A 23826-nucleotide genomic window follows, 5' to 3' on the forward strand; every position below is an offset into this window, starting at 1 on the left:
CACCCCCACCCCCGGCTCCCGCGATCTTGCACTTGCTGCCCGGGCGGAAGGGGCATTCCGGGCACCCGAGGGGCCCGAAGTACAAGATCAACGGCGAGGGGTGCGACGGCCGCGGGGGCGTGGAGTGCTGCGGGCCGGGGCGGTGGTGGTGCCGTTCCGGTGGCGGCCGGTCGTCGTGGCGGTGGTGCTGTTCGTGCTGCTGTGCGTCGCGGTGGTGGTCAGCCTGTCGCTGGGTACGCCGTACGTCGCCCCCGTCGACGTGGTGCGGTCGCTCTCCGGCGCGGGCACCCCGTACGACCTCGTGGTGCGCGACCTGCGACTGCCTCGCGCGGTCCTCGCGGCGGTGGCCGGGGCGGCCTTCGGCGTGGCCGGCACGCTGATCCAGAGCGTGGCCCGCAACCCGCTGGCCAGCCCCGACGTCATCGGCGTCACCCAGGGCGCCGGGCTGGCCGCGACGATCGCGCTGACCAGCGGCGCGGCGGCGGTGCTGGTGGCGCCGGCGGCGCTGCTCGGCGGCCTGGCCGCGGCGGTGGCGGTGTTCGCGCTCGGCGCCCGGCACGGCCTGGCCGCCCAGCGGTTCGTGCTCGCCGGTGTGGCGGTGGCGTTCGCGTTCCGGGCGCTGATCGAGGTGGTGATGCTCACCGCCGACCCGATCGACGGGCTGCGCGCGCAGATCTGGCTGATCGGCACGCTCGCCGGCAAGGGATGGAGCGAGGCGGCGTGGATCGCCGGCACGCTCGCCGTGCTGCTGCCGGTGCTGCTCTGGGCCGGGTGGGCGCTGCGCAGCAGCGCGCTCGACGACGACACCGCGCGGGGGATCGGCCTGCGGCCGGTGGCCCGGCGCATGGGGCTGGCCGGCACCGGTGTGCTGGCCGCCGCGATGGTCACCGCCCAGGTCGGCGCCGTCGACTTCGTGGCGCTGGTGGCCCCGCAGGTGGCCCGGCGGCTGGTCCGCGCCGAGCGTCCGCCGCTGCTGTGCGCCGCGCTGCTGGGCGCGTTGCTGCTGGTCCTCGCCGACCTCGGCGCCCGCCGGCTGCTGGCGCCGACCCAACTGCCGGCCGGCGTGCTCACCGCGGCGATCGGCGGGCCGTACCTGATCTTCGTGCTGCTGCGCACCCGAGGGAGGCGGTCGTGACCGCGCTGCTGTCCACCCGCGACCTGGTCGTCGGCTACGAGGGCCGGACCGTGCTGGACGGACTCGACCTCGACCTGCCGGCCGACACGTTCACCGTGATCGTCGGCCCGAACGCCTGTGGCAAGTCGACGCTGCTGCGCACGATGGCCCGGTTGCTCACGCCCCGGCGCGGCGCGGTGCTGCTGGACGGCGCGGCGATCCGGGACCTGCCGACCCGGGACGTGGCCCGGCGGCTCGGCGTCCTGCCGCAGAGCCCGCTGGTGCCCGAGGGGATCACCGTGGCCGACCTGGTCGGGCGCGGCCGGCAGCCCTACCAGCGCTGGTGGCGGCAGTGGTCGGCCGAGGACGGACGGGCGGTCGAGGAGGCCATGCGGCTTGCCGACGTCAGCGCGCTCGCCGACCGCCCGGTGGACACGCTCTCCGGCGGGCAGCGCCAGCGGGTGTGGATCGCCATGACGCTGGCCCAGGACACCGACGCGCTGCTGCTGGACGAACCGACCACGTTCCTCGACCTGGCCCACCAGGTGGAGGTGCTGGACCTGCTGCACCGGCTGCGCGCCGAGCGGGGCCGCACAGTGGTGGCCGTGCTGCACGACCTCAACCAGGCCGCCCGGTACGCCGGCCACCTGATCGCCATGCGCGACGGCGCGGTGGTGGCCGCCGGCGAGCCGCGCGAGATCCTCACCGCGGACCTGGTCCGCGACGTGTTCGGGCTGGACTGCGTGGTCGTGCCCTGCCCGGTCAGCGGCGCCCCGCTCGTGGTGCCGGCCCTCAGCCAGGGCGCCCCCACCCGGGCCCTCCACACCCAGACCTCGGCCGTTCCGGCCGTCACGCCGGCTCCGTCCGGCGCCCCCGTCGGCGACGCCTGAGCGCGCCGACCCGCACCACCGAAAGGAACCTGATGCGTCGTCTCGCCGTCGCACTCACCGCCGCCCTCGCTCTCGGCGTCGGTCTCACCGCATGCGGGGAGAGCGACCCCGTCGCCGGCACCGGCACCGGGGAGACCCGGGAGATCACCCACGCCATGGGCACCACGAAGGTGCCCGCCGAGCCCAAGCGCGTGGTCGTGCTCGACACCGACAAGATCGACACCGCGCTGTCGCTGGGCGTCACCCCGGTCGGCGCGGCGACCGCCGGTGAGGCGAAGAGCTGGCCCACCTACTTCGGCGCGGACAAGCTCGCCGGCATCACCGAGGTCGGCGTGCTCACCGAGCCGGACCTGGAGGCGATCAACGCGCTCAACCCGGACCTGATCCTGGGCAGCAAGTTCCGCCAGGAGAAGTTCTACGACGAGCTGTCCAAGATCGCCCCGACCGTGTTCACCGAGAAGGTGGGCATCACCTGGAAGGAGAACTTCCTCCTCGACGGCGCGGCACTGGGCAAGGAGCAGCAGGCGAAGGACCTGCTGGCCGAGTACGAGAAGCGGGCGAAGGACTTCGGCGCGAAGCTCGGCGACGCCTCGTCCCGCAAGGTCTCCATCGTGCGCTTCATGCCGACCGAGATCCGCCTGTACGGGCCGGACTCGTTCTCCGGCATCGTCGTCGGCGACACCGGCCTGGGCCGCCCCGAGCGGCAGATGCTCGCCGGCAAGGAGGACAAGCGGATGGACCGGGTCAGCCCGGAGCGCATCGCCGAGGCCGACGGCGACGTGGTGTTCGTGACCGCGTACGGCGAGAAGGCCGCCGCCGAGCAGGCGAAGGTCACCGGCGGCACGTTGTGGAAGGGCCTGTCCGCGGTCAAGGCCGGCAAGGCGCACGTGGTCTCCGACGAGATCTGGATGACCGGCATCGGCGTGGGCGCCGCCAACAAGATCCTGGACGACCTGGAGAAGTACCTGGCCGCCTGAGCCCCGATCACCCGCGCCCGTCCAGCCGCACCAGGCCGGACGGGCGCGGGTGTGTCTCAGGCCGTCAACTGCCAGAGCAGGAACGCGTTGAGCGCCACCACGAACGCGGTGATCGCCACCGCCGCGGCGGTGGTGGCCCGGCGGTTGACCAGGCTGCCCATCAGGTCCCGGCGGCGCGTGAACATCACCACCGGGATCAGCGCGAACGGGATGCCGAAGCTCAGCACCACCTGGGACAGCACCAGCGCGCGGGTCGGGTCGACGCCGATCGCGAGCACCGCCAGCGCGGGCAGCAGCGTGATCATCCGGCGTACCAGCAGCGGGATCCGGCGGCGCAGGAAGCCCTGCATGATGATCTCGCCGGCGTACGTGCCGACGCTCGTGGAGGCGAGGCCGGACAGGAGCAGGGCGACCGCGAACCCGACCGCGGCGGCCGTGCCGAGCGTGGTGGCGAGCCCGGCGTGCACGCCTTCCAGGGTGTCGGTGCCGGGGATCGAGGTGCCGTGGAAGCTGCTCGCGGCCACGAGCAGCATGGCCAGGTTGACCGCGCCGGCGATGCCCAGCGCGATCAGCACGTCGATCCGCAGGCCCTTGGCGATCACCCGCCGCTGCGTCTCGCCCTCGGCGGGCAGGCGGTTCGGGGTCAGCGCCGAGTGCACGTAGATGACGTGCGGCATCACCGTCGCGCCCAGGATGCCGGCGGCGAGCAGCATGCTGTCGGTGCCCTGCATCCGGGGCAGCAGCCCGGCCGCGGCGTCGGACACGTCCGGTTGTGCACTGACCAGGTTGACCGCGAACGCCAGCACGATCACGCCGAGCAGCACCGCGATGGCGATCTCGAACGACCGGAAACCCCTGGCGCGCAGCGCCAGGATGGCGAACGAGGCGGCACCGATGATCAGGCCGCCGGGCAGCAGCGGGACGCCGAACAGCAGGTACAGCGCGACCGCCCCGCCGATCACCTCGGCCAGGTCGGTGGCCATGGCGACCAGCTCGGCCTGCGCCCACATGACCCGGTTGAGCGGCCGGGGCAGGTGCTCCCGGCACAGTTCGGGCAGGCTGCGCCCGGTGGCCAGGCCGAGCTTCGCGGTCAGCGTCTGCACCAGCATGGCTGCGAGGTTCGCCGCCACCACCACCCAGACCAGCAGGTACCCGTACCGGGCGCCGGCGGTGGAGTTGGTGGCGAAGTTGCCGGGGTCGACGTAGGCGACCGCCGCCACGAACGCGGGCCCGAGCAGGATGAGCCGGCCGCGTACCGGGCGCGGGGCGCGGGCGGTCCGTAGCGGGGGTACGACAGGCGAGTCGTTCGTTACCACTGGTGCTCCTCGACGACGACTGACGACGAACGGCGGGGGTGCCGGGAGGGCGGCCACGCGGGGGTGTTCCCGACGGATGCCCGCATATGCCACCAACCTGAACCCGTAGGGAGAAAGCAGGCACGGACGATGCCGCCCGCTGTTCGTCCACCGGGCGGAGTCCCCCTGCGGCGCACCGCCCGGGACGACGAACGGCCGCCCCCGGGTAGCGGGGCGGCCGTTCGGTAGGTGGGCGGTGCGGCGGTCGCCGCCGGATACGTTGGTCGGGCGGTGCTCCGGTTCGCCGGACGGGGATCGCGGCGGTCGGTCAGGCGGCGGTGGACCAGATGGCCCGGAACGCGGCTGCCTCACCGGCCAGCCACTGCTCGATCTGCTCGGGCTTGACGTCGGCGGGCATCCGGTGCGCCTCGCCGCGCCGCACGTCGACCAGGACCGGCTCGGCGTGCGGCAGCACCGCGTCCATGTGCCGGGCCATCAGGTGCAGCGTCGCGAGCGTGGCCTCCTCGCTCGGCGGCGCCTCGTCGAAGTGCAGCCGGATCGCCTCGGCCCGGCCGTCGGCGTACCGGACGCCGAACTGTGGGTTGATCTTCACGGGCAGGTCACCCAGCATGGCCAGGGCGTCGCGGGTCTGGGCCAGGTCGACGCCGGCCGGCTCGCCCAGCGAGTGCAGCCAGCGGGTCGCGCCCGGCACGAGCGCCTCGTAGAGCGGGCGCCAGCGCGGCTTGACCAGGTCGGCGACCTGCGCCAGGTGCGTGCCGCCGGTGTGGAAGGCGACGTCGGCCTTGAGCGCCTTGACGAACTGGCCGTGCGGGTTGAAGCCGTGCCGGCTGGCCCGCTGCCGGCGCAGACCGCCGACGAAGGTGGCCTTCGTGGGGCCGGTGCGGTCGACGTACCGGGTGAATCCGAGGAGGGTGGCGTAGGGGGTGACAGGGGTCGCGGAGGTGGGCGCAGTCACGAGCATCCTCCCAGGTCAGCAGCTCGATTAGTACATACATTCTAATCGACGGGTCTGACATCGCCCAGGGCACGAAAAGGGCCGCCCGGACATCCCGGGCGGCCCTTTTTCGCGTAGTCCTACAGCTGGCCGACGTCGGTGATCCGGACCGCAGCCGCGCCGATCTCGTCCGAGGCGGCCAGGTCGATCTCGGCGCTGATGCCCCAGTCGTGGTCGCCGTCCGGGTCGTCCAGGATCTGCCGGACGGTCCACCTGTCGCGGCCCTGCTCGATCATCAGCAGCGCCGGCCCGCGCGCATCAGGCCCCACCCCGATGGAGTCGTACGTCTCGAAGTACGGCTCCAGCGCGTCGGCCCAGGCGTCGGCGTTCCAGCCGTCGCCCGCGTCCAGCTCGCCGAGCAGGTCCCAGCGGCGCAGCGCGGCCAGCTCGACGCGGCGGAACATCGCGTTGCGCACCAGCACCCGGAACGCCCGCGCGTTGCGGGTCACCGCGGGCGGCCGGTCGTCCAGCGAGGTGGCCACCTCGGCCACGTCCGACGGGTTGCGCAGCCGCTCCCACTCGTCGATCAGGCTGGAGTCGACCTGGCGGACCAGCTCGCCCAGCCACTCGATGAGGTCGACCAGCTCCTCGGTCTTGGCGTCCTCGGGGACGGTCTGCCGCAGCGTCTTGTACGCGTCGGCGAGGTAGCGCAGCACCAGCCCCTCGGACCGGGACAGCCCGTAGAACTGGACGTACTCGGGGAACGTCATGGCCCGCTCGTACATGTCCCGCACCACGGACTTGGGGGAGAGCTGGTGGTCGGCGACCCACGGGTGGCCCTGCCGGTACATCTCGTACGCGGACTCCAGCAGCTCGGCGAGCGGCTTGGGCCAGGTCACCTCGTCGAGCAGTTCGAGGCGTGCCTCGTACTCGATGCCCTCGGCCTTCATCGCGGCGACCGCCTCGCCGCGGGCCTTGAACTGCTGCGCGGACAGCACCTGGCGCGGGTCGTCGAGGATCGACTCGATCACGCTGAGCACGTCGAGCGCGTACGACGGGGACTCCCGGTCGAGCAGCTCGACGGTGGCCAGCGCGAGCGGCGACAGCGGCTGGTTGAGCGCGAAGTCGAGCTGGAGGTCGACGGTGAGGCGTACCCGGCGGCCGGTCTCGTCCGGCTCGGGCAGCTCCTCGACCACGCCGCCGGCGCGCAGCGCCCGGTAGATGGCGATGGCCCGGCGGATGTGCCGTCGCTGCGCGGCCGGGTCCTCGTGGTTGTCGGTGAGCAGGTGCCGCATCGAGGCGAACGCGTCGCCGGGGCGGCCGATCACGTTGAGCAGCATCGAGTGGCTGACCTGGAAGCTGGAGGTGAGCGGCTCCGGCTCGGCCTCGACCAGGCGCTGGAACGTCGGCTCACCCCAGCCTATCGAGCCCTCCGGCGGCTTCTTCTTCACCACCTTGCGGCGCTTGCGCGGGTCGTCGCCGGCCTTCGCGAGCGCCTTCTCGTTCTCGATCACGTGCTCGGGGGCCTGCACCACGACCCGGCCCAGCGTGTCGAACCCGGCCCGCCCGGCCCGGCCGGCGATCTGGTGGAACTCGCGGGCCTTCAGCAGGCGCGTCCGCACCCCGTCGTACTTCGAGAGGCCGGTGAACAGCACGGTACGGATCGGCACGTTGATGCCGACACCGAGCGTGTCGGTACCGCAGATGACCTTGAGCAGGCCGGCCTGGGCGAGCGTCTCGACCAGGCGGCGGTACTTCGGGAGCATGCCGGCGTGGTGCACGCCGATGCCGTGCCGGACCAGCCGGGACAGCGTCGTGCCGAAGCCGGAGGTGAACCGGAAGTTGCCGATCGCACTCGCGATCATGTCCTTCTCGGCGCGGGTGCAGACGTTCACGCTCATCAGCGCCTGGGCGCGTTCCAGCGCGGCGGCCTGGGTGAAGTGCACGACGTACACCGGGGCCTGCTTGGTCTCCAGCAGTTCCTCGAGCGTCTCGTGCAGCGGCGTGGTCGCGTACGAGAAGAGGAGCGGGACCGGCCGCTCGGCCGAGCGGACGACGGCGGTCGGCCGCCCGGTGCGCCGGGTCAGGTCGTCGACGAAGCGGGTGGTGTCGCCGAGCGTGGCCGACATCAGCACGAACTGGGCCTGCGGCAGCTCGATCAGCGGCACCTGCCACGCCCAGCCGCGGTCCGGCTCGGCGTAGAAGTGGAACTCGTCCATGATCACCTGGCCGACGTCGGCGCGGCGGCCCTCGCGCAGCGCCAGGTTGGCCAGGATCTCCGCGGTGCAGCAGATGATCGGCGCGTCCGCGTTGACGCTGGCGTCGCCGGTGAGCATGCCGACGTTCTCCGCGCCGAAGACCTCGCAGAGCGCGAAGAACTTCTCCGAGACCAGCGCCTTGATCGGCGCGGTGTAGAAGGTCGTCCGGTCGTCGGCCAGCGCGGCGAAGTGCGCCGCGATCGCGACCAGGCTCTTGCCCGAGCCGGTCGGCGTATTCATGATCACGTTCGCGCCGGAGACGATCTCGATGACCGCCTCCTCCTGATGGGGATAGAGGTCCAGGCCGCGCTCGGACGCCCAGGAGGCGAACGCGTCGTAGAGGGTGTCGGGGTCGGCGGTCTTCGGCAGCGCGGCGGTGAGAGTCATGGCGGCTCCCATCGTGCCTGGATCACACCCGGCCGCGCCAACCGGGTTCAGCGCAACGGGTTCAGCGCCGCCGGTGGATCAGGTCGAAGACCTCCCGGCCGGCGGTCAGCGCGCGGCGTTCGAACTTCGTCACCGGCCGGTGCGCCGGGCGGGGCGCGAAGCCGCCGTACACGTCGACCAGCTCCGGGTCGGCGGTGAGCGTCTCGCGCATCGACTCGGCGTACTCGGCCCAGTCCGTCGCGCAGTGCAGCGTGCCGCCCGGCGCCAGCCGGGAGCGCAGCAGCGCCACGTGCGCCGGCGCGATGATCCGCCGCTTGTGGTGGCGCGTCTTCGGCCACGGGTCGGGGAAGAAGACGTGCACCGCGTCCAGGCAGCCCTCCGGCATGGCCCGGACCAGGTCCAGCGCGTCCCCCTCGGCCACCCGGACGTTGTCCAGACCGTGGCGTTCCACCAGGTCGAGCAGGTTGGCGATTCCCGGCGTATGGACCTCGACCGCCAGATAGTGTCGGTCCCGGTCGGCCGCCGCCATCACGGCGGTGGCGTCGCCCATGCCGGAGCCGATCTCCAGCACCAGCGGCGCCCGTCGTCCGAACAGAGCCGTCGGATCGCACGGCCCGTCGAGGGCGGCGATCTCCAGGCCGTACGCGGGCCAGAGCCGGGTGAGCGCGTCGCGCTGCCGCTCGCTCATCCGTCCGCGACGCGGATGGAAGGTGCGGATGCGGCCGGCGGCGATGTCGGGGAGGGTCACAGCGACCCGAGCCTAGCCCGGATCGGATGTGATGTGCGCCCAGGGGTGAGAGGATTCATCCCGTACGCCGGGAGGGGTCATGGGGTCGTTCAGGGTACGTGAGGCGCTGCTGGTCGCGGCCGCCGCGTGCGCCGCCCCGCTGGCCGGCGCGCTGCCCGCCCAGGCCGAGCCGGTGCCGGAACAGCCCCCGGCCGACGTGATCTTCGTGGAGGTCACCCCGGGCACCGTCTCGCCCGGCTACCTCGTCGGCATCCGGGCGAGCTGCCGGAACAACACAGTGCCGGCGATCGTCACCTCGGACGCGTTCGGCAGGATCCAGGTCCAGCCGCAGCGCGGCCTGCTCACCGCCTCGCCGATGGTCCACGAGCGCACCCGGCCCGGCAACTACCGGGTCAAGCTGGAATGCCCGGGCGGGGAGACCGCCTCCACCATGCTCCAGGTGGTCAAGCAGGGGCAGCCCACCCGGCAGCCGACCCACCCGCCCAGTCACCTGCCCAGCCGCGGCCCGGCGACCGGTTTCGGCGGCACCGCCGGGCCCGGGCTCGGTGGCCTGCTGGTGCCGGTCGGGCTGGCGGTGACAGTGGTCGGCGCCGGGCTCGGCGTGGCCGCGTCCCGCCGGCAGGCCCGCGGCGCCGCCGGACGCTGAGGCCGGTCATGGCCGAGCACTTCGTTCCGCCGCCCGCCGGATCCCGGCGCTTCGGCCGGCCGTTCCTCGCCCTGCCTCCGCCCGCCGCGCCACCGACCGGCACCGCCCGGTTCTCCGGGGCTGATCCGGCCGCCGCGCCCCGGACCGGACCGCGCTCGGGGAGTGGGTCTGCCGCCGGGACGGGTCCGACCGCCGGGACCGGACCGTCTGCCGTGCCGGTCTCCGGGTCGCGGCCGTGGATGCCGCCGCCCGCCGCGTCGCGACCGTGGTATCCGCCCTCGGCCGACCCGCCGGCCCTGCGCCCGGGGCCCGCCGGGCCGCCGCCGGTCGAGCCGCCACCGGCGCCGCCGGGCAGGGGGGACCGGGGCCGGGGTTCCTGGTCGAAGCCGCTGGCGGTGGTGCTGGTGCTGGTCGGCGTGTTCGCCACCGGGGCCGGCCTCGGGCGCACGGCCGGGCCGTTCGACTTCGCCGATGCGTCCACCGGGTCGAGCCGGTCGAACGGGCCGGGTGCGGCGGCCCCGGCGAGTGCTGCCGCACCGGTCCGGAAGCCGGCGAGCCGGCCGGTACGCCTGGCCGTTCCGGCCATCAAGGTCAACGCGCCGGTGACCCCGGTCGGGCAGGCGAAGGACGGCTCGGTGGACGTACCGCCGCTGACCGAGCACGACCAGACCGGCTGGTACGACAGGGCAGCGGTGCCCGGCGACCCGGGCCGGGCGATCATCGTGGGCCACGTCGACACCAAGAGCGGGCCGGCCGTCTTCTACCGGCTGCGCTCGCTCAAGCCGGGCGCCCGGATCCAGGTGACCCGCGCCGACCGCAGCGTGGTGACCTTCAAGGTGGACAGCGTCGAGTACTTCGACAAGTCGAACCTGCCCGCCGCCCGGGTCTACGGCGATTCGGGCCCGGCCGAGCTGCGCCTGATCACCTGCGGCGGCGAGTGGGTCGGCGGCCGTACCGGCTACCAGGACAACGTGATCGTCTTCGCGTCCCTCGCTCGCTGACCGCTCCCGCCCGGCCCACCCGACCCGCCCTGACCACGTCGATCATGAGGTTAGCGGCGCAGGTTGCCCGCTTCGTCCCCGCCAACTTCATGATCGCCGAGCGGAGACACGGAGCGCCGGGACCGTGGAAGATCTTGGTAGGAAACGGCCCCTATGGGGGCGCAAATCTTCCAAGATCTGCGCGCGCCCCGGCCCTGACCACGTTGATCATGAGGTTGGCGGTGACGAAACGGGCAACCTGTACCGCCAACTTCATGATCGACCGAGAAGACAAGGGAAGGCGGGGTCAGGGGGTGGCGGGGACCTGCTGGACCACCTCGAACTCCAGCAGGGTGGCGCCGGTGGCGACGGGCTTGCGGGGTTCGCCGCCCTCGGCGTGCGCGGCCCGGGACGGGCCCTGCGCCCACGCCTGATAGGCCTCCTCGCTCTCCCAGCGCGTGTACACGAAGTAGCGGGTGTCCCCGGCGACCGGGCGCAGCAGCTCGAAACCGAGGAAGCCGGGGGAGTTCTCCACCGCGCCGGCCCGGGCCGCGAACCGCTTCTCCAGCTCCTCGCCGGCGCCGGACGGGACGTCGATCGCGTTGATCTTCACGACAGCCATGTGTCCACCCTAACCAGCGTCGCGCTCAGAACGTCTCGACGGCCGGTGCCAGGTCCGCGTCGACCACGATCGGGGCGTGGTCGGACGGGCCCTTGCCCTTGCGGGCCTCCCGGTCCACGTACGCGGAGCGGACCGTGCGGGCGAACGACGCGCTCGCGTACACCAGGTCGATCCGCATGCCCTTGTTCTGGTGGAACATCCCGGCCCGGTAGTCCCAGTACGTGAACGGGTGCGGCCCCTTCATCGGCGTCGGCACCACGTCCTCCAGTCCCAGGTCACGCAGCGCGGCGAGGGCGGCCCGCTCGGCTGGGGTGACGTGGGTGGAGGTGACGAACAGCGCCGGGTCCCAGACGTCGGCGTCGGTGGGCGCCACGTTGAAGTCGCCGCAGACGGCCACCGGCAGGGGGCCGGCGACCTCGGCTTCCAGCGCGTCGCGCAGCGCCGCGAACCAGGCCAGCTTGTACGCGTAGTGCGGGTCGTCCGGCGCACGGCCGTTCGGCACGTACACCGACCAGACCCGCAGCCCGTCGCAGGTGGCCGAGATGGCGCGGGCCTCGGGCTCGGGGAACCCGGGCTCGCCCGGGAAGCCGACCGCCACGTCGGCCAGCCCGACCCGGGACAGCACGGCGACGCCGTTCCACCGCCCGTCGCTGTGGCTGGCCACCTCGTAGCCCAGCTCGCCCACCTCGGCGACCGGGAACGCCCCGTCGGGGCACTTGGTCTCCTGCAGGCACACGACGTCGGGTTTCGTGGTGGCCAGCCAGTCGAGCAGCCGGGGCAGGCGGGCCTTCACCGAGTTGACGTTCCAGGTCGCCAGGCGCATGTCCCCAGCCTGCCGCATCGCCGCCCGCCCCGCCGCCTCAGCGCTCCGGGGTGTCGCCGGGGCGGGTCTGCTCGGCGAGGAAGCGTTCCAGCTCGGCCCCGAGTTCGTCGGCGGTGGGCAGCGGCCCGGTCTCGCCGGCGAGCAGGTTCTTCTCGCCCCGGCCGCGGGCGAACGCGTCGTACTGCTCCTCCAGCGCCTGGACCAGCGTCGCCGCCTCCTCGGTCTGGGTGACCTGGCGGTCGATCTCCACCCGGACCGCCTCGGCGGCGGTCCGCAGCGCCTCGACGGGCAGCAGCAGGCCGGTGCTGCGGGACACGGCGGACAGCAGCGCCTCGGCGGCGGCCGGGTACTCGGCCTGGGCCACGTAGTGCGGCACGTGCGCGGCGAAGCCGAGGGCGTCGCGCCCCTGCTCGCCGAGGCGGTACTCCAGCAGGTGACCGACGCCGGCCGGCACCTGCACCTTCTGCAGCCACGGCTCGTGCCCGGCGATCAGGTCCTTGCGGGTGGCGTGCGCGGTGACGCCGCTGGGCCGGGTGTGCGGCACGGCCATCGGGATCGAGTTGAGCCCGACGGTGAGGCGGACGTCGAGGCGGGCGCTGAGCCCGGCGACGGCGGCCACGAAACGCTCCCACTGCAGGTCCGGCTCCGGGCCGGTGAGCAGCAGGAACGGGGTCTCGTCGTCGTCGCGCAGCAGGTGCAGCTCCAGCGCCGGGGCGTCGTATGACTCCCAGTGGTCCTCGACGAACGTCATCACCGGGCGGCGGGAGCGGTAGTCGAAGACCTGGTCCACGTCGAAGCGGGCGATGACCTGGGCGTCGAGCGAGGTGAGCAGCTGTTCCCGGGCCAGCCGGGTGGCGTTGCCGGCGTCGACGAAGCCGGTGAGCGCCTGGATCAGCACCGGCTGGCCGAGCTCGGGCAGCTCGTCGGTGAGTTCGTAGAGCTCGTGTGGATCGAGCACCGGTGGGGTCCTCCCTGTCGACGCGTGCGGGGGAGCGCCGAGTGTGCGGACTCCCCGGTTCGGCAAACGTACCGGGGTGGGTGGTCCATTCCGTTACGGCCACGTCCGATGCCCGGATGATGATCACGATTCGGCTACGCCCCGGTCCGGCGACCCATATCCGGATCGTCCGAACGGACGAGTTAGTCGATCATCGGGCGGGACCTGGAGGTCTGCGGCGTTTCTGCCCGCGCCGCCGCGCGCGCCGTCGCCCGGGTGATTGGTCCGGTTCCCGAGGTCCGTGGTTCGCCGGCCCGCACCGGGGTGGACCGTCCGCTTCGGAGCGGCCAAAGTGTGGCGAGGGCCACCCTTTCGGCCTGGGTGATCCCGGTTTGCCCTGCCTAGCCTCGTCGGATGCGTAACGACGGCAACCTCGACGACCCGTTCGGCTCCGGCCGCCCGGCTGACCGTTCGGACGGTACCCCCTCCACCAACCGTTCGGCGAAGCTCCAGGGACTCTTCCGGCGTACCCGCTTCTGGGCACCCATGAACCCCCGGCCCGGCCGGACGAAGCTGGCGGTCGCCACCGGCGCGGCCTGCTGCCTCGGCCTGGTCGGTGTCAGCCAGGCCGGCTTCGGCGCCCCGGACCGCGCCGCCGCCCCGGCGCCCTCGGCGGAGGTCGCCGAGCGCGCGGAGGTCGACCCGGCCTCCCGGGCCATGACCCGGCCGAGCACCGCCCCCGCCACCCCCAGCGCCACCCCGTCCGCGACGGCGAGCCCCAAGGCGACCACCAAGCCCAAGCCGAAGAAGACCGTCCGGCAGATCGTCCCGGTCGCCGGTCTGGACCGCACCCAGATGAACAACGCCAAGAAGATCGTGCAGGCCGGCAGGGAGATGGGCATGCCGCGCCGCGCCCTGGTCATCGCGGTGGCCACCGCCATGCAGGAGAGCACCCTGCTCAACTACGCCAGCGGCGTGCTGCCCGAGTCGCAGAACTACCCGCACCAGGCCATCGGCTGGGACCACGACTCGGTCGGGCTGTTCCAGCAGCGCCCCAGCAGCGGCTGGGGCACCGTCGAGCAGCTCATGGACCCCGAGTACGCGACGAAGGCGTTCCTGTCCGCGCTGGCCGAGATCCCCGGCTGGCAGAGCCTGCCGCTCTCGGTGGCCGCCCAGGCCGTGCAGATCTCCGCGTTCCCGGACGCGTACGCCCAGCACGAGTGGCGCGCCGGCGAGGTGGTGGCCGAGATCCTGGGCTGACCCGGACGGGTGGTTGCGGAAGGGCCGATTCGGGTATCAGGGGGCTTGCCGGTCCCAGGTACACATGAAGGGGACCGCGGGACGGGAGGACTCTCATGTCGCTGATGCAACGGATCACCGCCTTCCTGCGGTCGCCGCGGGGCCAGCAACTGGTCGATCGCGGCCGGCGTGAGATGTCGAAGCCGGAGAACCAGGCCCGGCTGCGGCAGATCGCGACCCGGCTGCAGTCGCGCCGGCGCTGACCCGCGTCACCCCGCCGCACGAGCCTCCGGAGCCCTTCGTGACCGACCCCGCCCCCGTCGACGGGGAGCCCAACGCCGTCCCCGCCGCCCCCGTCCCGCCGGTGGAGGTGCCCGAGGCGCCACCGGCCAAGCTGTGGGACCGGATGCGGGAGGATCCGCAGTACGCGCCGGAGCACCTGGCCCTGGAGGCGGTGCGCCGGCTCGGCCCGGAGGCCGCCCAGTGGGCCGCCCGGGAGCGGGCGCTGCGGCCGGACGCCCCGCCGGAGCACCTGGCCGACCAGGCGGTCCGCAAGTTCGTCAACCACGCCCGGCTCTCCGGTGCGGTGTCCGGCGCGGCCGGGCTGCCCGGCGCGGTGATCGACGTGGGCGTGCTGGCCTGGACCCAGGCCCGGCTGGTGCTGCACGTCGCGGCCGCCTACGGCGTCGACCCGGCGCACCCGGACCGGGCCACCGACCTGCTGGTGCTCCAGCGGGTGCACAAGGTCGCCGAGACGGCCCGCCTCGCGCTGGGCGTGGCCGCCGGCCGGGAGCGCGCCGGAGCCCTGTTCGGCTCCGCCGGTGACCGGGCGCTGGGCCGGGTGATGCTCCAGCTCGGGGTCCGGCTGGCCCGGATGGCCGGGGTGCGGGCCGCCAAGCGGATGTTCGCCAAGGTCGTGCCGGGCGCCGCGATCGTGCTCGGCACCTGGGCCAACTCGTCGGCCACCAAGGAACTGGCCGACCGTACGCGTGCCCTCTACCGCGCCGCCGGTCCCCCGCAGCTACCCGGCCCGCGCCAGCCCTGACCAGCCGGAGGCGTCCCAGGCCACCTCGGCCAGCCGGCCCTGCCCGGTCGCGTTCGGGTGGAACCAGTCGAGCGCGTTGACCTGGTCCAGGTCGAAGCGGTGGCGGTGCACCGCGCCGCCGTCCCACCGGCAGCGTGACCCGTACGCCCGGCAGGCGGCGCGCAGTTGCCCGTCGTACGCCTCGATCCGGTCCTTGACGCGGGCCCGGCGGGCCACCGCGGCGGGTGCGGTCGACGTGGCGCCTGCGAGCAGCGACGGGCAGACGCCCCGCGACCAGGCCCGCACGGCGCGGGGCTCGGTGTGCCCGATCTGCCAGAGCCGGTACAGGTCCGGGATGCTGACCACCAGCACCCGGGCCTTCGGCCGGCCCTCGCGCAGCACGCCCAGCCCCGCGTCGACCTGGTCGCGGAAGGTGGCGACCGGCGTCATGTCGTCGACGTCGCCCCGGCAGGCGTCGTTCGCCCCGATCAGCACGGTGACCAGGTCGGCCTTGTCGCGTACCGCCGACCGGGCCTGGCCGGCCAGCGCGGCCGCGCGCGCCCCGGGCACCGCCCGGTTGTACGCCCGCAGCCCCGGCGCGTCGGCGCGCAGCCGCCGGTAGAGGCTATCCACCCGCAGGCCGTCCCCGGTCGACCAGGAGTTGCGTTCGCAGCTCACCAGCACCAGGCAGGAGCCGTAGCCGGTGCTGACCGAGTCGCCGAGCGCGACCAGCACCCGGGGCTCGCCGGGGGCGGGTGTGCCGGACGGCCGGGGTGACGCCTCGCCGGAGCCGTCACAGGCCAGCGCGACGAGCGCCGCCAGGCAGGCCAGCGCGGCGATCCAGCGTCTCATCGGTCCCCCGTCCGGCGGCGGCAACGGGCGCGTCGACCCTATGCCCCGGCGAGGCCCCGGTGGCGGTTCTGTCGGCTATCGGGCATCGATCACCGTCGTTCACATCTGTCGTGTCGGCGCAGGCCGGCCGTGCAGCCACCGGTGCAGCGCCCGGGTGATCCGGGGCAGCACCAGGTAGGTCATCAGCGGGGTGAGCACGAGCGTCATCAGCAGCGTCCGGCCGGCCAGCGGTACGCCGGCGAGGAACCGGGTGGTCAGCAGCGTGGCGGCCAGGCTGAGCGGGAAGAACGCCAGCCAGATCGTGACCGCCTGCTTCCAGCGCGGCGGCGCGGCCGGTTCCGGCTCGCCGAACGTCTCGACCACGTGGTCCACCGGCGGGCCGAACCAGCCCTCGATGCCGGTGCGGCGCTCCACCCGGGTGTGCTCGACGATGCCCTGCGCCGAGCTGAGCCACCAACGCCGTTGCGGCGAGTCCTCCCAGTCGCGCAGCGTGTCCGCGTCGGCGAAGCGGTACATCACGTGCCACTCGCCCGAGCCGGGGGCGCTGCGGACGAAACCGGCGCCGAGGAAGCCCGGGAAGCTCTCCGCGAGCGCCGTCCCGGCCCGCATCCACGCCACCACCTCGTCGGTACGCGCCGGATCGGCGCGCCGGGACACGGCGACGGTAACGGGTACGGCCTGCGTCGTGGTCATGCCATCCTCTCCACCGTCCGCGGGATCTCCGCCGGTACCGGCGCACCGATGTAACGCACCCGCTGTCCGGGCGCATCCGGCGCCTGCCCGCCGGGTGTCCCGGATCACCGGCGTTCCCGCCCTGGCCGGTTATCCCCGCCCGTGCCGGGGTAGGCCCCAGGAATGACCCGATCACAGCCCCGCCGTGCCCGCGGCACGGTCGGCCACGCGAACAGCGCCCTGAACCTGCGGCTCGCGCTCGCCACGTTCGGTCTGGTCGTGATGACCGTCTTCGCGGTGCTCGCGTTCGCCGCAGACATCGCCTGGCTGGGTGTCGTCTGCGCGCTGCTCGCCGTGGTGGCGGTGGTCGACCTGGTCGTGATCCAGCGCCGCCGCGCCGCGCGCCGCCGGGAGGAGCCGGGCGTGCGGCACTCGCTGTTCGAGTGACAGGAGTACGAGATGCCCATCGCCACCACCAATCCCGCCACCGGACAGGTGCTCAAGACGTACGAGGCGATGTCGGACGAGCAGATCGACGCCGCGATCGAGCGGGCCGACCTCGCCTTCCGGCAGTTGCGCGACACCACGATCGCGCAGCGGGCCCGGTGGCTCGTCGCCGCCGCCGACCTGCTCGACGCCGAGCGCGACGAGACGGCCCGGCTGATGACCACCGAGATGGGCAAGACGTACGCCGCCGCGAAGGCGGAGGTCACCAAGTGCGCCACCGCCTGCCGCTTCTATGCGCAGAACGCGCCGCGGATGCTCGCGGACGAGCCGGCCGACGCCGCCGCGGTCAAGGCGAAGCGGGCGTACGTGCGCTACCAGCCGATCGGCCCGGTGCTCGCGGTGATGCCGTGGAACTTCCCGCTGTGGCAGGTGATGCGGTTCGCCGCCCCGGCCCTGATGGCGGGCAACACCGGCCTGCTCAAGCACGCCTCGAACGTGCCGCAGACCGCGCTCTACCTGGAGGACCTGTTCCGCCGGGCCGGATTCCCCGAGGGCGCGTTCACCACCCTGCTGGTCGGCTCCGACGCGGTCGACCGGATCCTCAGCGACCCCCGCGTCCGCGCCGCCACGCTCACCGGCAGCGAGCCGGCCGGCCGGTCCATCGCCCAGATCGCCGGCCGGGAGATCAAGAAGACGGTGCTGGAGCTGGGCGGCAGCGACCCGTTCGTGGTGATGCCCTCGGCCGACCTGGACACCGCCGCCGAGGTCGCGACCACGGCCCGCTGCCAGAACAACGGGCAGTCCTGCATCGCCGCGAAGCGGTTCATCGTGCACACCGACGTCTTCGACGCGTTCGCCGAGAAGTTCGCCGCCCGGATGGCGGCGCTGCGGGTCGGCGACCCGATGGACGACGGCACCGACGTCGGTCCGCTCGCCAGCGAGCGCGGCCGCGACGAGGTGCACGCGCAGGTCACCGACGCGGTGGACCAGGGCGCGACGGTGCTCTGCGGCGGCGAGAAGCCGGCCGGGGACGGCTGGTACTACCCGCCGACGGTGGTCACCGACCTGCGCCCGGAGATGCGGATGTGGAGCGAGGAGGTGTTCGGGCCGGTCGCCGGGCTCTACCGGGTCGGCTCGTACGACGAGGCGATCGCTGTCGCCAACGGCACCAGCTTCGGCCTCGGCTCCAACGCCTGGACCAACGACCCCGCCGAGCAGGAGCGCTTCGCGGTCGACCTGGACGCCGGCAACGTGTTCATCAACGGCATGACCACGTCCTATCCGGAGCTGCCGTTCGGCGGCGTGAAGAACTCCGGGTACGGCCGCGAACTGTCCGCCGCCGGGATGCGCGAGTTCTGCAACACCAAGACCGTGTGGATCGGCGAGGGCGAGGCCGGCGCGGGCGCCGGCGCGCACTCCGAGTAAAGGCGATTGGCCGGACGCCGTCACGGGTAGGAAAGCCCACCATGACGGCGTTCGGCTTCCACGCATCCCACGAGCAGATCCACCCGGCCCGGCTGCTGGAGGCGGTGATCCACGCCGAGCGCGCCGGCTTCGACGCGGCCATGTGCTCCGACCACTTCTCACCGTGGAGCGAGCGGCAGGGCCAGTCCGGGTTCGCCTGGTCCTGGCTCGGCGCCGCGCTCCAGGCCACGAACCTGTCCTTCGGCGTGGTGAACGCGCCCGGCCAGCGCTACCACCCGGCGATCATCGCGCAGGCCATCGGGACGCTCGGCGCCATGTACCCGGGCCGGTTCTGGGCCGCGCTGGGCACCGGCGAGGCGTCGAACGAGCACATCACCGGCGAGGTCTGGCCGCGCAAGGACATCCGTACGGCCCGGCTGCGTGAGTGCGTCGACGTGATCCGGGCGCTCCTCGCAGGCGAGGAGGTCAGTCACGACGGCCTCGTCACCGTCGACCGGGCGAAGCTGTGGACCCGGCCGGAGGAGCCGCCCGCGCTGGTCGGCGCCGCCGTCAGCATCGCCACCGCGCGCTGGTGTGCCGAGTGGGCCGACGGGCTGATCACCGTCAACGCGCCGGTCGAGCACCTGCGGCGGATGATCGACGCCTACCGGGACGCGGGCGGACGCGGTCCGCTGCACCTCCAGGTGCACGTGAGCTGGGCGCCCGAGCAGGAGCAGGCCGAGGCGATCGCGTACGAGCAGTGGCGCAGCAACGTGTTCGCGCCGCCGGTCTGCTGGGACCTGGAGACACCCGAGCACTTCGACGTGGCGAGCGCCGACGTGCCGATGTCCAAGGTCGCCGAGACCGTGAACGTCTCCGCCGACCTGGGCCGGCACATCGGCTGGCTGGAGGAGTACGTGGCGCTGGGCTTCGACCGGATCGCGCTGCACCACGTCGGGCAGGAGCAGCGCGCGTTCATCGACACGTTCGGCGCCGAGGTGCTGCCGAAGTTGCGCTCCGCCGCCTGATCACACATCTGCCCGTCGCCGCCTAGGCTCGTCGTTCGTGGATGCTCTGTTCGAGGTCGTGGTCTTCCTGGCCATCGCGACCTTCGGTGCGGCGCTGGCCCGCCGGCTCGGCCTGCTCGCGCCGATCCTGCTGGTGGTGCTCGGCCTCGCGTTGTCCTACCTGCCGTTCTTCCCGCACGTGCGGCTGGACCCGGACCTGGTGCTGGTGGGCATCCTGCCGCCGCTGCTCTACGTGGCGGCGCTGGAGACGTCGGTGCCGGCGTTCCGGCTCAACCTGCGGCCGATCCTGCTGCTCGCCGTCGGGCTGGTCGTCTTCACCGCGTTCGCGGTGGGCACCGTCGTGCACTGGTTCCTGCCCGAACTGCCGTACGCGATCTGCCTGGCGCTCGGCGCGGTGGTGGCGCCGCCGGACGCGGTCGCCGCCACCGCGGTGGCCCGGCGGGTCGGCCTGCCCCGGCGGGTCGTCACCATCCTGGAGGGCGAGAGCCTGGTCAACGACGCCACCGCACTGGTGCTGCTGCGGGTGGCGATCGTCGCCGCGACCGCCACCACCGGCGGCGTCGGCGTCGGCGACGTGGCCCGCGAGGTGGTCGTCGCGGCCGGCGGCGGCATCCTGGTCGGCCTGCTCGGCGTGGTGGTCTTCGGCTACCTGCACAAGCGCATCACCGACCCGGTGCTGGACAACGCGCTGTCGCTGATCGTGCCGTTCGCCGTGGTCTTCGCCGCCGAGGAGATCCACGCCTCCGGCGTGGTCGCGGTGGTGGTGACCGGCCTCGGCATCGGGCACAAGCTGCCCACGCTGCTGTCGGCCGCCTCCCGGCTCCAGGTGACCGCGTTCTGGCGGCTGATCCGGTTCCTCCTCGAAGGACTGGTGTTCCTGCTGGTCGGCCTGCAACTGCCGGAGGTGGTCCGCGACCTCGACGAGCCGTTCGGCTCGCTGGCCGCGATCACCGCCGCGGTGCTGGCCGCCGTATTCCTGTCCCGGTTCGTCTGGGTGTTCCCGGCCACCTACCTGGCCCGCCTCGTGCCCCGGATCCGGCAGCGCGACCCGGCGCCGCCGGTGCAGTTCCCCGTCGTCATCGGCTGGGCCGGCATGCGCGGCGTGGTGACGCTCGCCGCCGCGCTGGGCCTGCCGCTCACGCTCGCAGACGACGCGCCGTACCCGCGTGCGCTGCTCATCTGGCTCGCCTTCGCGGTGATCGTCGCGACGCTCGTCGGGCAGGGCGCCACGCTGCCCTGGGTGGCCCGGCGGCTGCGGCTGCCCCCGGACGACCCGGTGCAGGACGCGCTGTCCGCCGCCGGGGTGCAGCAGCGGGCCAGCCGGGCCGCCCGGGAACGCCTCGACGAACTGGCCGAGGGCGCGCCGGAGGCGGTGGTGGAACGCCTGCGCGGGCTCACCACCTCCCGGGCCAACCTGGCCTGGGAGCGGCTCGGCGGCACCGGACGGGAAACCCCCTCCCAGGCGTACGCGCGCCTGCGGCAGGAGATGATCGACGCGGAGCGGGAGGTGTTCCGGGCCGCCCGCGACTCCGGCCAGATCCCGGAGGAGGTGCTCACCCGCGCCTATCGTGATCTGGATCTGGAGGAGTCCATGCTGCGACAGGAGGTCGTCGAGTGAGCTGCCAGCACCTGGCCGAGGCGGGCACGGCCGAACCCGCCACCACGACCGAGTGCCCGGACTGCGTGGCCATCGGCAACCCCGACTGGGTGCACCTGCGCGCCTGCCTGACCTGCGGGCACGTGGGCTGCTGCGACTCCTCGCCGTACCAGCACGCCACGAAGCACTTCGAGTCCACCGGGCACCCGGTGATGCGGTCGGTCCAGCCGGGGGAGTCGTGGCGCTGGTGCTTCGTGGACGAGGAGATCGGCTGACTCAGCCGACCCGGCGCTCCAGCACCTGCCCGGTCCACGTCGGGCGGCCCGGCCGCTCCACCGTGAACGGCTCGGTGGCGGTGAAGCCGCAGCTCTCGTAGAACCGTACGAGCGCCCGGTCGGGGCTGCGGAAGCAGTCCACCCGCAGCAGGCCGACGCCGCGTTCGCGGGCCAGCTCCGCCGCGTACGCGAGCAACCGCGCCCCCACGCCACGCCCCGCGTACGCGCGGTCGGTGACCAGCAGGTTCACGTACAGCTCCGGCTCGGTGGCGGGCGGCACGTAGTCGGTCGCCGCGCCCACCACCAGCGCGCCGGCCACCGTCGCGTCGATCTCGGCGAGGTACAGGCCGTCCCCGGCCGCCCACGCGTCGGCCTGGGCGATGCGGCGCGGATCGATCGACGCCGGCTCGGTGCCCCACTGGTCGGTACGCCCCAGTTCGGCCAGCCAGGCGGTAGCGCTGTCGAGCAGCCGCAGCAGCGTGGGCGCGTCGCCGGGCCCACCCGGACGGATCGTGATGCTCTGCCGGTCGGTCATCCCGCCATGCTGCTACACGCGGCTCACCCCGGCACACCGGCGGGCCGTGGTTCCGGCGCCCGCCGGTTCGCGATCGCCCGGCCGGCCAGCGCCGGGGCGGCCAGCCCGGCGGTGGCGAAGATCCCGCCGAGCACCAGCCAGCCGACCGGACCGCCACCGAGCACCAGCAGCGTGAGCAGGCCCCGGCCGAGCGCCTGGGCCAGCCCGGTGAGCAGGCCGTCCGCGCCCTGGTAGGCCCCGATCGCGCCGGGCGGGGCCAGGTCGTAGGCGAGGCCCGCCCCGGCCGCGCCGTGCCACAGGTCGCCCACCGTCCACACCGCGGTCGCGACGAGCAGCAGGACGACCGCCGGGAGCACCGGCAGGCCGGCCGTCGCCGCGTACAGCGGTGTCGCCGCCGCGAGCACCAGCCCGGCCCGGCGCAGCTTCCGCGCGGCCGGCGCGGCACGCTCCGCGCCCCGGCTCAGCCGGACCGCGAGCAGCACGGTGAGGACCGTGTTGGCGAGCAGCACCGCCGACACCACGGGTGGCGGCGCGCCGGCTCGGTCCACCGTCCACAGCGGCACGACGAGCACGAGCACCGTCACGTGCGTGCTCAGCACCGCCGAGACGCCGCTCACCGCGAGGAACCGTCCGTCGCGCAGCGGTCCGCCGCGCCTTCGTCCTCCGCCGCGCCGCGTGCCCGGCGTGCGTCGCGTGCCGGCGCCGGCCGGCTGCGGCGGCAGGCGCATCAGCAGCGCCGCCGAGAGCAGGTAGGTGGCCGCGTTGCCGACCACGAGCACCTGGTACGCCCGGTGCGTGTCCACCGCGAGCGCGATCCCGGCCAGCGCGGTACCGACGGTGATGCCCAGGTTCGCCACCGCGCGCAGCGTGGCGAAGGCGTGCACCCGGCCGTCCGGGCCGCCCACCGCGGCCACGAGCGCCGCCCGTACCGCCAGGTTGCCGGCCGCGAGCAGCGCCTCCGGCACCGCCACCGCCAGGAACGCCGGGAACGAGCCGACCAGCAGGTACGCGAGCGCGGCGACCGCCTGGCCCACCTGGAGGACGGCCCGGAGCGTACGCGGATCCCATCTGTCGGCCAGCGCGCCCAGCGGCACGCTCGCGCTGAGCCCGACCAGCCCGGCGACGGTGAGCCCGGCGCCCACCGAGGTGGCGGAGAGGCCCACGTCCCGGGTCAGGTAGAGCGCCCCGCCCGCCAGCCACAGCCCCGCGCCGACCGTGTTGACCAGCGTGGCGTACGCGAGGGTGCGCAGCGGCCCAGGCGGCGGGAGCGGCGAGACGCGTCCCATCAGCGGGGTCGGGCGAGGGGCATGGGGTCGACGCTAGGACTGTTCCGGCTGGCCCGGAGCCCCGCTCGGGGCGACGCCCGTCACACCGCGAGCCCGCCGGGCGTCGCCGCCGCTGGTCACCGCCGAAACATCCGGAGCGAGCGCGGTGCGGGAAATCCGCTCGCCTGCCGGTCCCCGCTCTGCCAGGGTCGGCGCCGTGGAGCGCAGCAGGATCGCCAGGGCCGAGGAACTGACCGAGGTGCAGCGGATCGAGGTGGCTTCCGGCACCCCGTTCCGGGAGATCGGCATGACCCTGGTGGCCGACATGCCGCCGTTGCCGCTGGAGGCGCTGGGCGCCGGGCAGCGCGCCGGCCGGCTGTGGGTGGCGACCGACCCGGCCGACCGGCCGATCGCGTTCGCGCTCGCCGATCTGGTCGACGGCGCGGCGCACGTGCAGCAGCTCAGCGTCGATCCGGCGTACGCCCGCCGTGGCATCGGGCGGCGTCTGCTCGACCGGGTGGCGGGGTGGGCGTCGTCGCAGGGGTTGCCGGCGCTGACGCTGACCACGTTCCGCTCGGTGCCGTGGAACGGCCCCTACTACGTGCGATGCGGATTCCGCGAGCTGAGCGGGACGGAGCTGACGGCGGGCCTGATCGAGCTGCTGGCCGCCGAGGCGGCGCTGGGCCTCGACCCGGCCGAGCGGATCGCTATGCGCCGCCCCGTCCCCGCACGCCTACCCGACTGAGCGGTTGACCCGTCGACCGGGCATCGCGGCCGTGCCACGTTCCGGTTGATCGCCGCCCACACCCGATGTTCCGCGTCGCCGCCCACGTGGCCCACGGTCGCGCACCTGCCT

Annotated in this window: 25 protein-coding genes; 14 read left to right on the forward strand and 11 right to left on the reverse strand. The window is 73.8% G+C overall.

The window, feature by feature from the left end:
• Positions 1 to 100: 100 nt before the first annotated feature.
• From O7611_RS08245 to O7611_RS08255, 3 genes are read left to right on the forward strand one after another with little or no spacing between them, the layout of a single operon-like run.
• Complete coding sequence (locus O7611_RS08245) at positions 101 to 1135, forward strand: FecCD family ABC transporter permease (protein ID WP_269696516.1); 1035 nt, start codon at positions 101 to 103, stop codon at positions 1133 to 1135.
• On the forward strand, positions 1132 to 2004 hold the full coding sequence (locus O7611_RS08250; protein WP_194800961.1) for an ABC transporter ATP-binding protein: 873 nt from the start codon (positions 1132 to 1134) through the stop codon (positions 2002 to 2004). Before O7611_RS08245 ends, O7611_RS08250 begins: the two co-directional genes overlap by 4 nt.
• A gap of 32 nt (positions 2005 to 2036) precedes the next feature.
• A complete protein-coding gene (locus tag O7611_RS08255; RefSeq protein WP_135239286.1) occupies positions 2037 to 2981 on the forward strand; it encodes an ABC transporter substrate-binding protein in 945 nt (314 codons plus the stop codon).
• 56 nt (positions 2982 to 3037) lie between these two features.
• On the opposite strand, the gene O7611_RS08260 is transcribed toward O7611_RS08255, so the two are convergent.
• The 4 genes from O7611_RS08260 to trmB form a co-directional block, all read right to left on the reverse strand.
• Positions 3038 to 4297, reverse strand: coding sequence for an Nramp family divalent metal transporter (locus O7611_RS08260; RefSeq protein ID WP_194800962.1), 1260 nt, complete (start codon positions 4295 to 4297; stop codon positions 3038 to 3040).
• Between the two features lie 307 nt (positions 4298 to 4604).
• A complete protein-coding gene (locus O7611_RS08265) occupies positions 4605 to 5252 on the reverse strand; it encodes a hypothetical protein (protein WP_194800963.1) in 648 nt (215 codons plus the stop codon).
• A 119-nt stretch (positions 5253 to 5371) separates the two neighbouring features.
• Entirely contained in the window at positions 5372 to 7876 is a 2505-nt protein-coding gene (locus O7611_RS08270) for a DEAD/DEAH box helicase (RefSeq protein WP_269696517.1), read from the reverse strand.
• A 61-nt stretch (positions 7877 to 7937) separates the two neighbouring features.
• Positions 7938 to 8564 (reverse strand): tRNA (guanosine(46)-N7)-methyltransferase TrmB, encoded by a 627-nt coding sequence (gene trmB / locus O7611_RS08275; RefSeq protein ID WP_228532151.1) that lies wholly within the window; start codon positions 8562 to 8564, stop codon positions 7938 to 7940.
• A 139-nt stretch (positions 8565 to 8703) separates the two neighbouring features.
• Here trmB and O7611_RS08280 point away from each other — a divergent pair, with 139 nt between their 5' ends.
• Together O7611_RS08280 and O7611_RS08285 are read left to right on the forward strand one after the other, a co-directional pair.
• Complete coding sequence (locus O7611_RS08280) at positions 8704 to 9270, forward strand: hypothetical protein (protein WP_194800966.1); 567 nt, start codon at positions 8704 to 8706, stop codon at positions 9268 to 9270.
• 212 nt (positions 9271 to 9482) lie between these two features.
• On the forward strand, positions 9483 to 10271 hold the full coding sequence (locus tag O7611_RS08285) for a class F sortase (RefSeq protein ID WP_269696518.1): 789 nt from the start codon (positions 9483 to 9485) through the stop codon (positions 10269 to 10271).
• 286 nt (positions 10272 to 10557) lie between these two features.
• On the opposite strand, the gene O7611_RS08290 is transcribed toward O7611_RS08285, so the two are convergent.
• The 3 genes from O7611_RS08290 to O7611_RS08300 are packed head-to-tail and all read right to left on the reverse strand — an operon-like array spanning position 10558 to position 12653.
• Positions 10558 to 10872: an antibiotic biosynthesis monooxygenase family protein gene (locus tag O7611_RS08290; protein ID WP_194800967.1), complete on the reverse strand. Its 315-nt coding sequence runs from the start codon at positions 10870 to 10872 to the stop codon at positions 10558 to 10560.
• A 25-nt stretch (positions 10873 to 10897) separates the two neighbouring features.
• A complete protein-coding gene (locus O7611_RS08295) occupies positions 10898 to 11695 on the reverse strand; it encodes an exodeoxyribonuclease III (RefSeq protein ID WP_194800968.1) in 798 nt (265 codons plus the stop codon).
• A gap of 37 nt (positions 11696 to 11732) precedes the next feature.
• Positions 11733 to 12653: a proteasome assembly chaperone family protein gene (locus O7611_RS08300; RefSeq protein WP_194800969.1), complete on the reverse strand. Its 921-nt coding sequence runs from the start codon at positions 12651 to 12653 to the stop codon at positions 11733 to 11735.
• Between the two features lie 393 nt (positions 12654 to 13046).
• Between O7611_RS08300 and O7611_RS08305 the strand changes: the two genes are divergently transcribed.
• From O7611_RS08305 to O7611_RS08315, 3 genes are all read left to right on the forward strand, one after another.
• A complete protein-coding gene (locus tag O7611_RS08305; protein ID WP_194800970.1) occupies positions 13047 to 13892 on the forward strand; it encodes a peptidase M23 in 846 nt (281 codons plus the stop codon).
• 95 nt (positions 13893 to 13987) lie between these two features.
• Positions 13988 to 14134, forward strand: a complete 147-nt coding sequence (locus O7611_RS08310; RefSeq protein WP_166456378.1) for a hypothetical protein — start codon at positions 13988 to 13990, stop codon at positions 14132 to 14134.
• A gap of 38 nt (positions 14135 to 14172) precedes the next feature.
• Complete coding sequence (locus tag O7611_RS08315) at positions 14173 to 14916, forward strand: EcsC family protein (RefSeq protein WP_194800971.1); 744 nt, start codon at positions 14173 to 14175, stop codon at positions 14914 to 14916.
• Here O7611_RS08315 and O7611_RS08320 read toward each other — a convergent pair.
• Together O7611_RS08320 and O7611_RS08325 are read right to left on the reverse strand one after the other, a co-directional pair.
• A complete protein-coding gene (locus O7611_RS08320; RefSeq protein ID WP_194800972.1) occupies positions 14893 to 15747 on the reverse strand; it encodes a GDSL-type esterase/lipase family protein in 855 nt (284 codons plus the stop codon). The genes O7611_RS08315 and O7611_RS08320 overlap by 24 nt on opposite strands.
• A 99-nt stretch (positions 15748 to 15846) precedes the next feature.
• Complete coding sequence (locus O7611_RS08325) at positions 15847 to 16440, reverse strand: antibiotic biosynthesis monooxygenase (protein ID WP_269696519.1); 594 nt, start codon at positions 16438 to 16440, stop codon at positions 15847 to 15849.
• Between the two features lie 162 nt (positions 16441 to 16602).
• Between O7611_RS08325 and O7611_RS08330 the strand changes: the two genes are divergently transcribed.
• From O7611_RS08330 to O7611_RS08350, 5 genes are read left to right on the forward strand one after another with little or no spacing between them, the layout of a single operon-like run.
• Positions 16603 to 16866, forward strand: coding sequence for a DUF6343 family protein (locus O7611_RS08330; protein WP_013285356.1), 264 nt, complete (start codon positions 16603 to 16605; stop codon positions 16864 to 16866).
• Positions 16867 to 16878: 12 nt separating this feature from the next.
• Positions 16879 to 18291, forward strand: coding sequence for an NADP-dependent succinic semialdehyde dehydrogenase (locus tag O7611_RS08335; RefSeq protein WP_269696520.1), 1413 nt, complete (start codon positions 16879 to 16881; stop codon positions 18289 to 18291).
• Positions 18292 to 18332: 41 nt separating this feature from the next.
• Positions 18333 to 19298: a TIGR03885 family FMN-dependent LLM class oxidoreductase gene (locus tag O7611_RS08340; RefSeq protein ID WP_194800975.1), complete on the forward strand. Its 966-nt coding sequence runs from the start codon at positions 18333 to 18335 to the stop codon at positions 19296 to 19298.
• A gap of 37 nt (positions 19299 to 19335) precedes the next feature.
• Positions 19336 to 20916, forward strand: a complete 1581-nt coding sequence (locus tag O7611_RS08345; protein WP_269696521.1) for a Na+/H+ antiporter — start codon at positions 19336 to 19338, stop codon at positions 20914 to 20916.
• Positions 20913 to 21170: a UBP-type zinc finger domain-containing protein gene (locus O7611_RS08350; protein WP_269696522.1), complete on the forward strand. Its 258-nt coding sequence runs from the start codon at positions 20913 to 20915 to the stop codon at positions 21168 to 21170. Before O7611_RS08345 ends, O7611_RS08350 begins: the two co-directional genes overlap by 4 nt.
• A gap of 1 nt (position 21171) precedes the next feature.
• On the opposite strand, the gene O7611_RS08355 is transcribed toward O7611_RS08350, so the two are convergent.
• A complete protein-coding gene (locus tag O7611_RS08355) occupies positions 21172 to 21705 on the reverse strand; it encodes a GNAT family N-acetyltransferase (RefSeq protein ID WP_269696523.1) in 534 nt (177 codons plus the stop codon).
• 23 nt (positions 21706 to 21728) lie between these two features.
• Positions 21729 to 22991: an MFS transporter gene (locus O7611_RS08360; RefSeq protein ID WP_194800979.1), complete on the reverse strand. Its 1263-nt coding sequence runs from the start codon at positions 22989 to 22991 to the stop codon at positions 21729 to 21731.
• Positions 22992 to 23187: 196 nt separating this feature from the next.
• On the opposite strand from O7611_RS08360, the gene O7611_RS08365 reads away from it, so the two are divergent.
• Complete coding sequence (locus O7611_RS08365) at positions 23188 to 23715, forward strand: GNAT family N-acetyltransferase (RefSeq protein ID WP_269696524.1); 528 nt, start codon at positions 23188 to 23190, stop codon at positions 23713 to 23715.
• The last annotated feature ends 111 nt before the right edge of the window (positions 23716 to 23826 follow it).

The organism is Micromonospora sp. WMMC273, from assembly GCF_027460285.1.
Taxonomy (GTDB): domain Bacteria; phylum Actinomycetota; class Actinomycetes; order Mycobacteriales; family Micromonosporaceae; genus Micromonospora; species Micromonospora aurantiaca.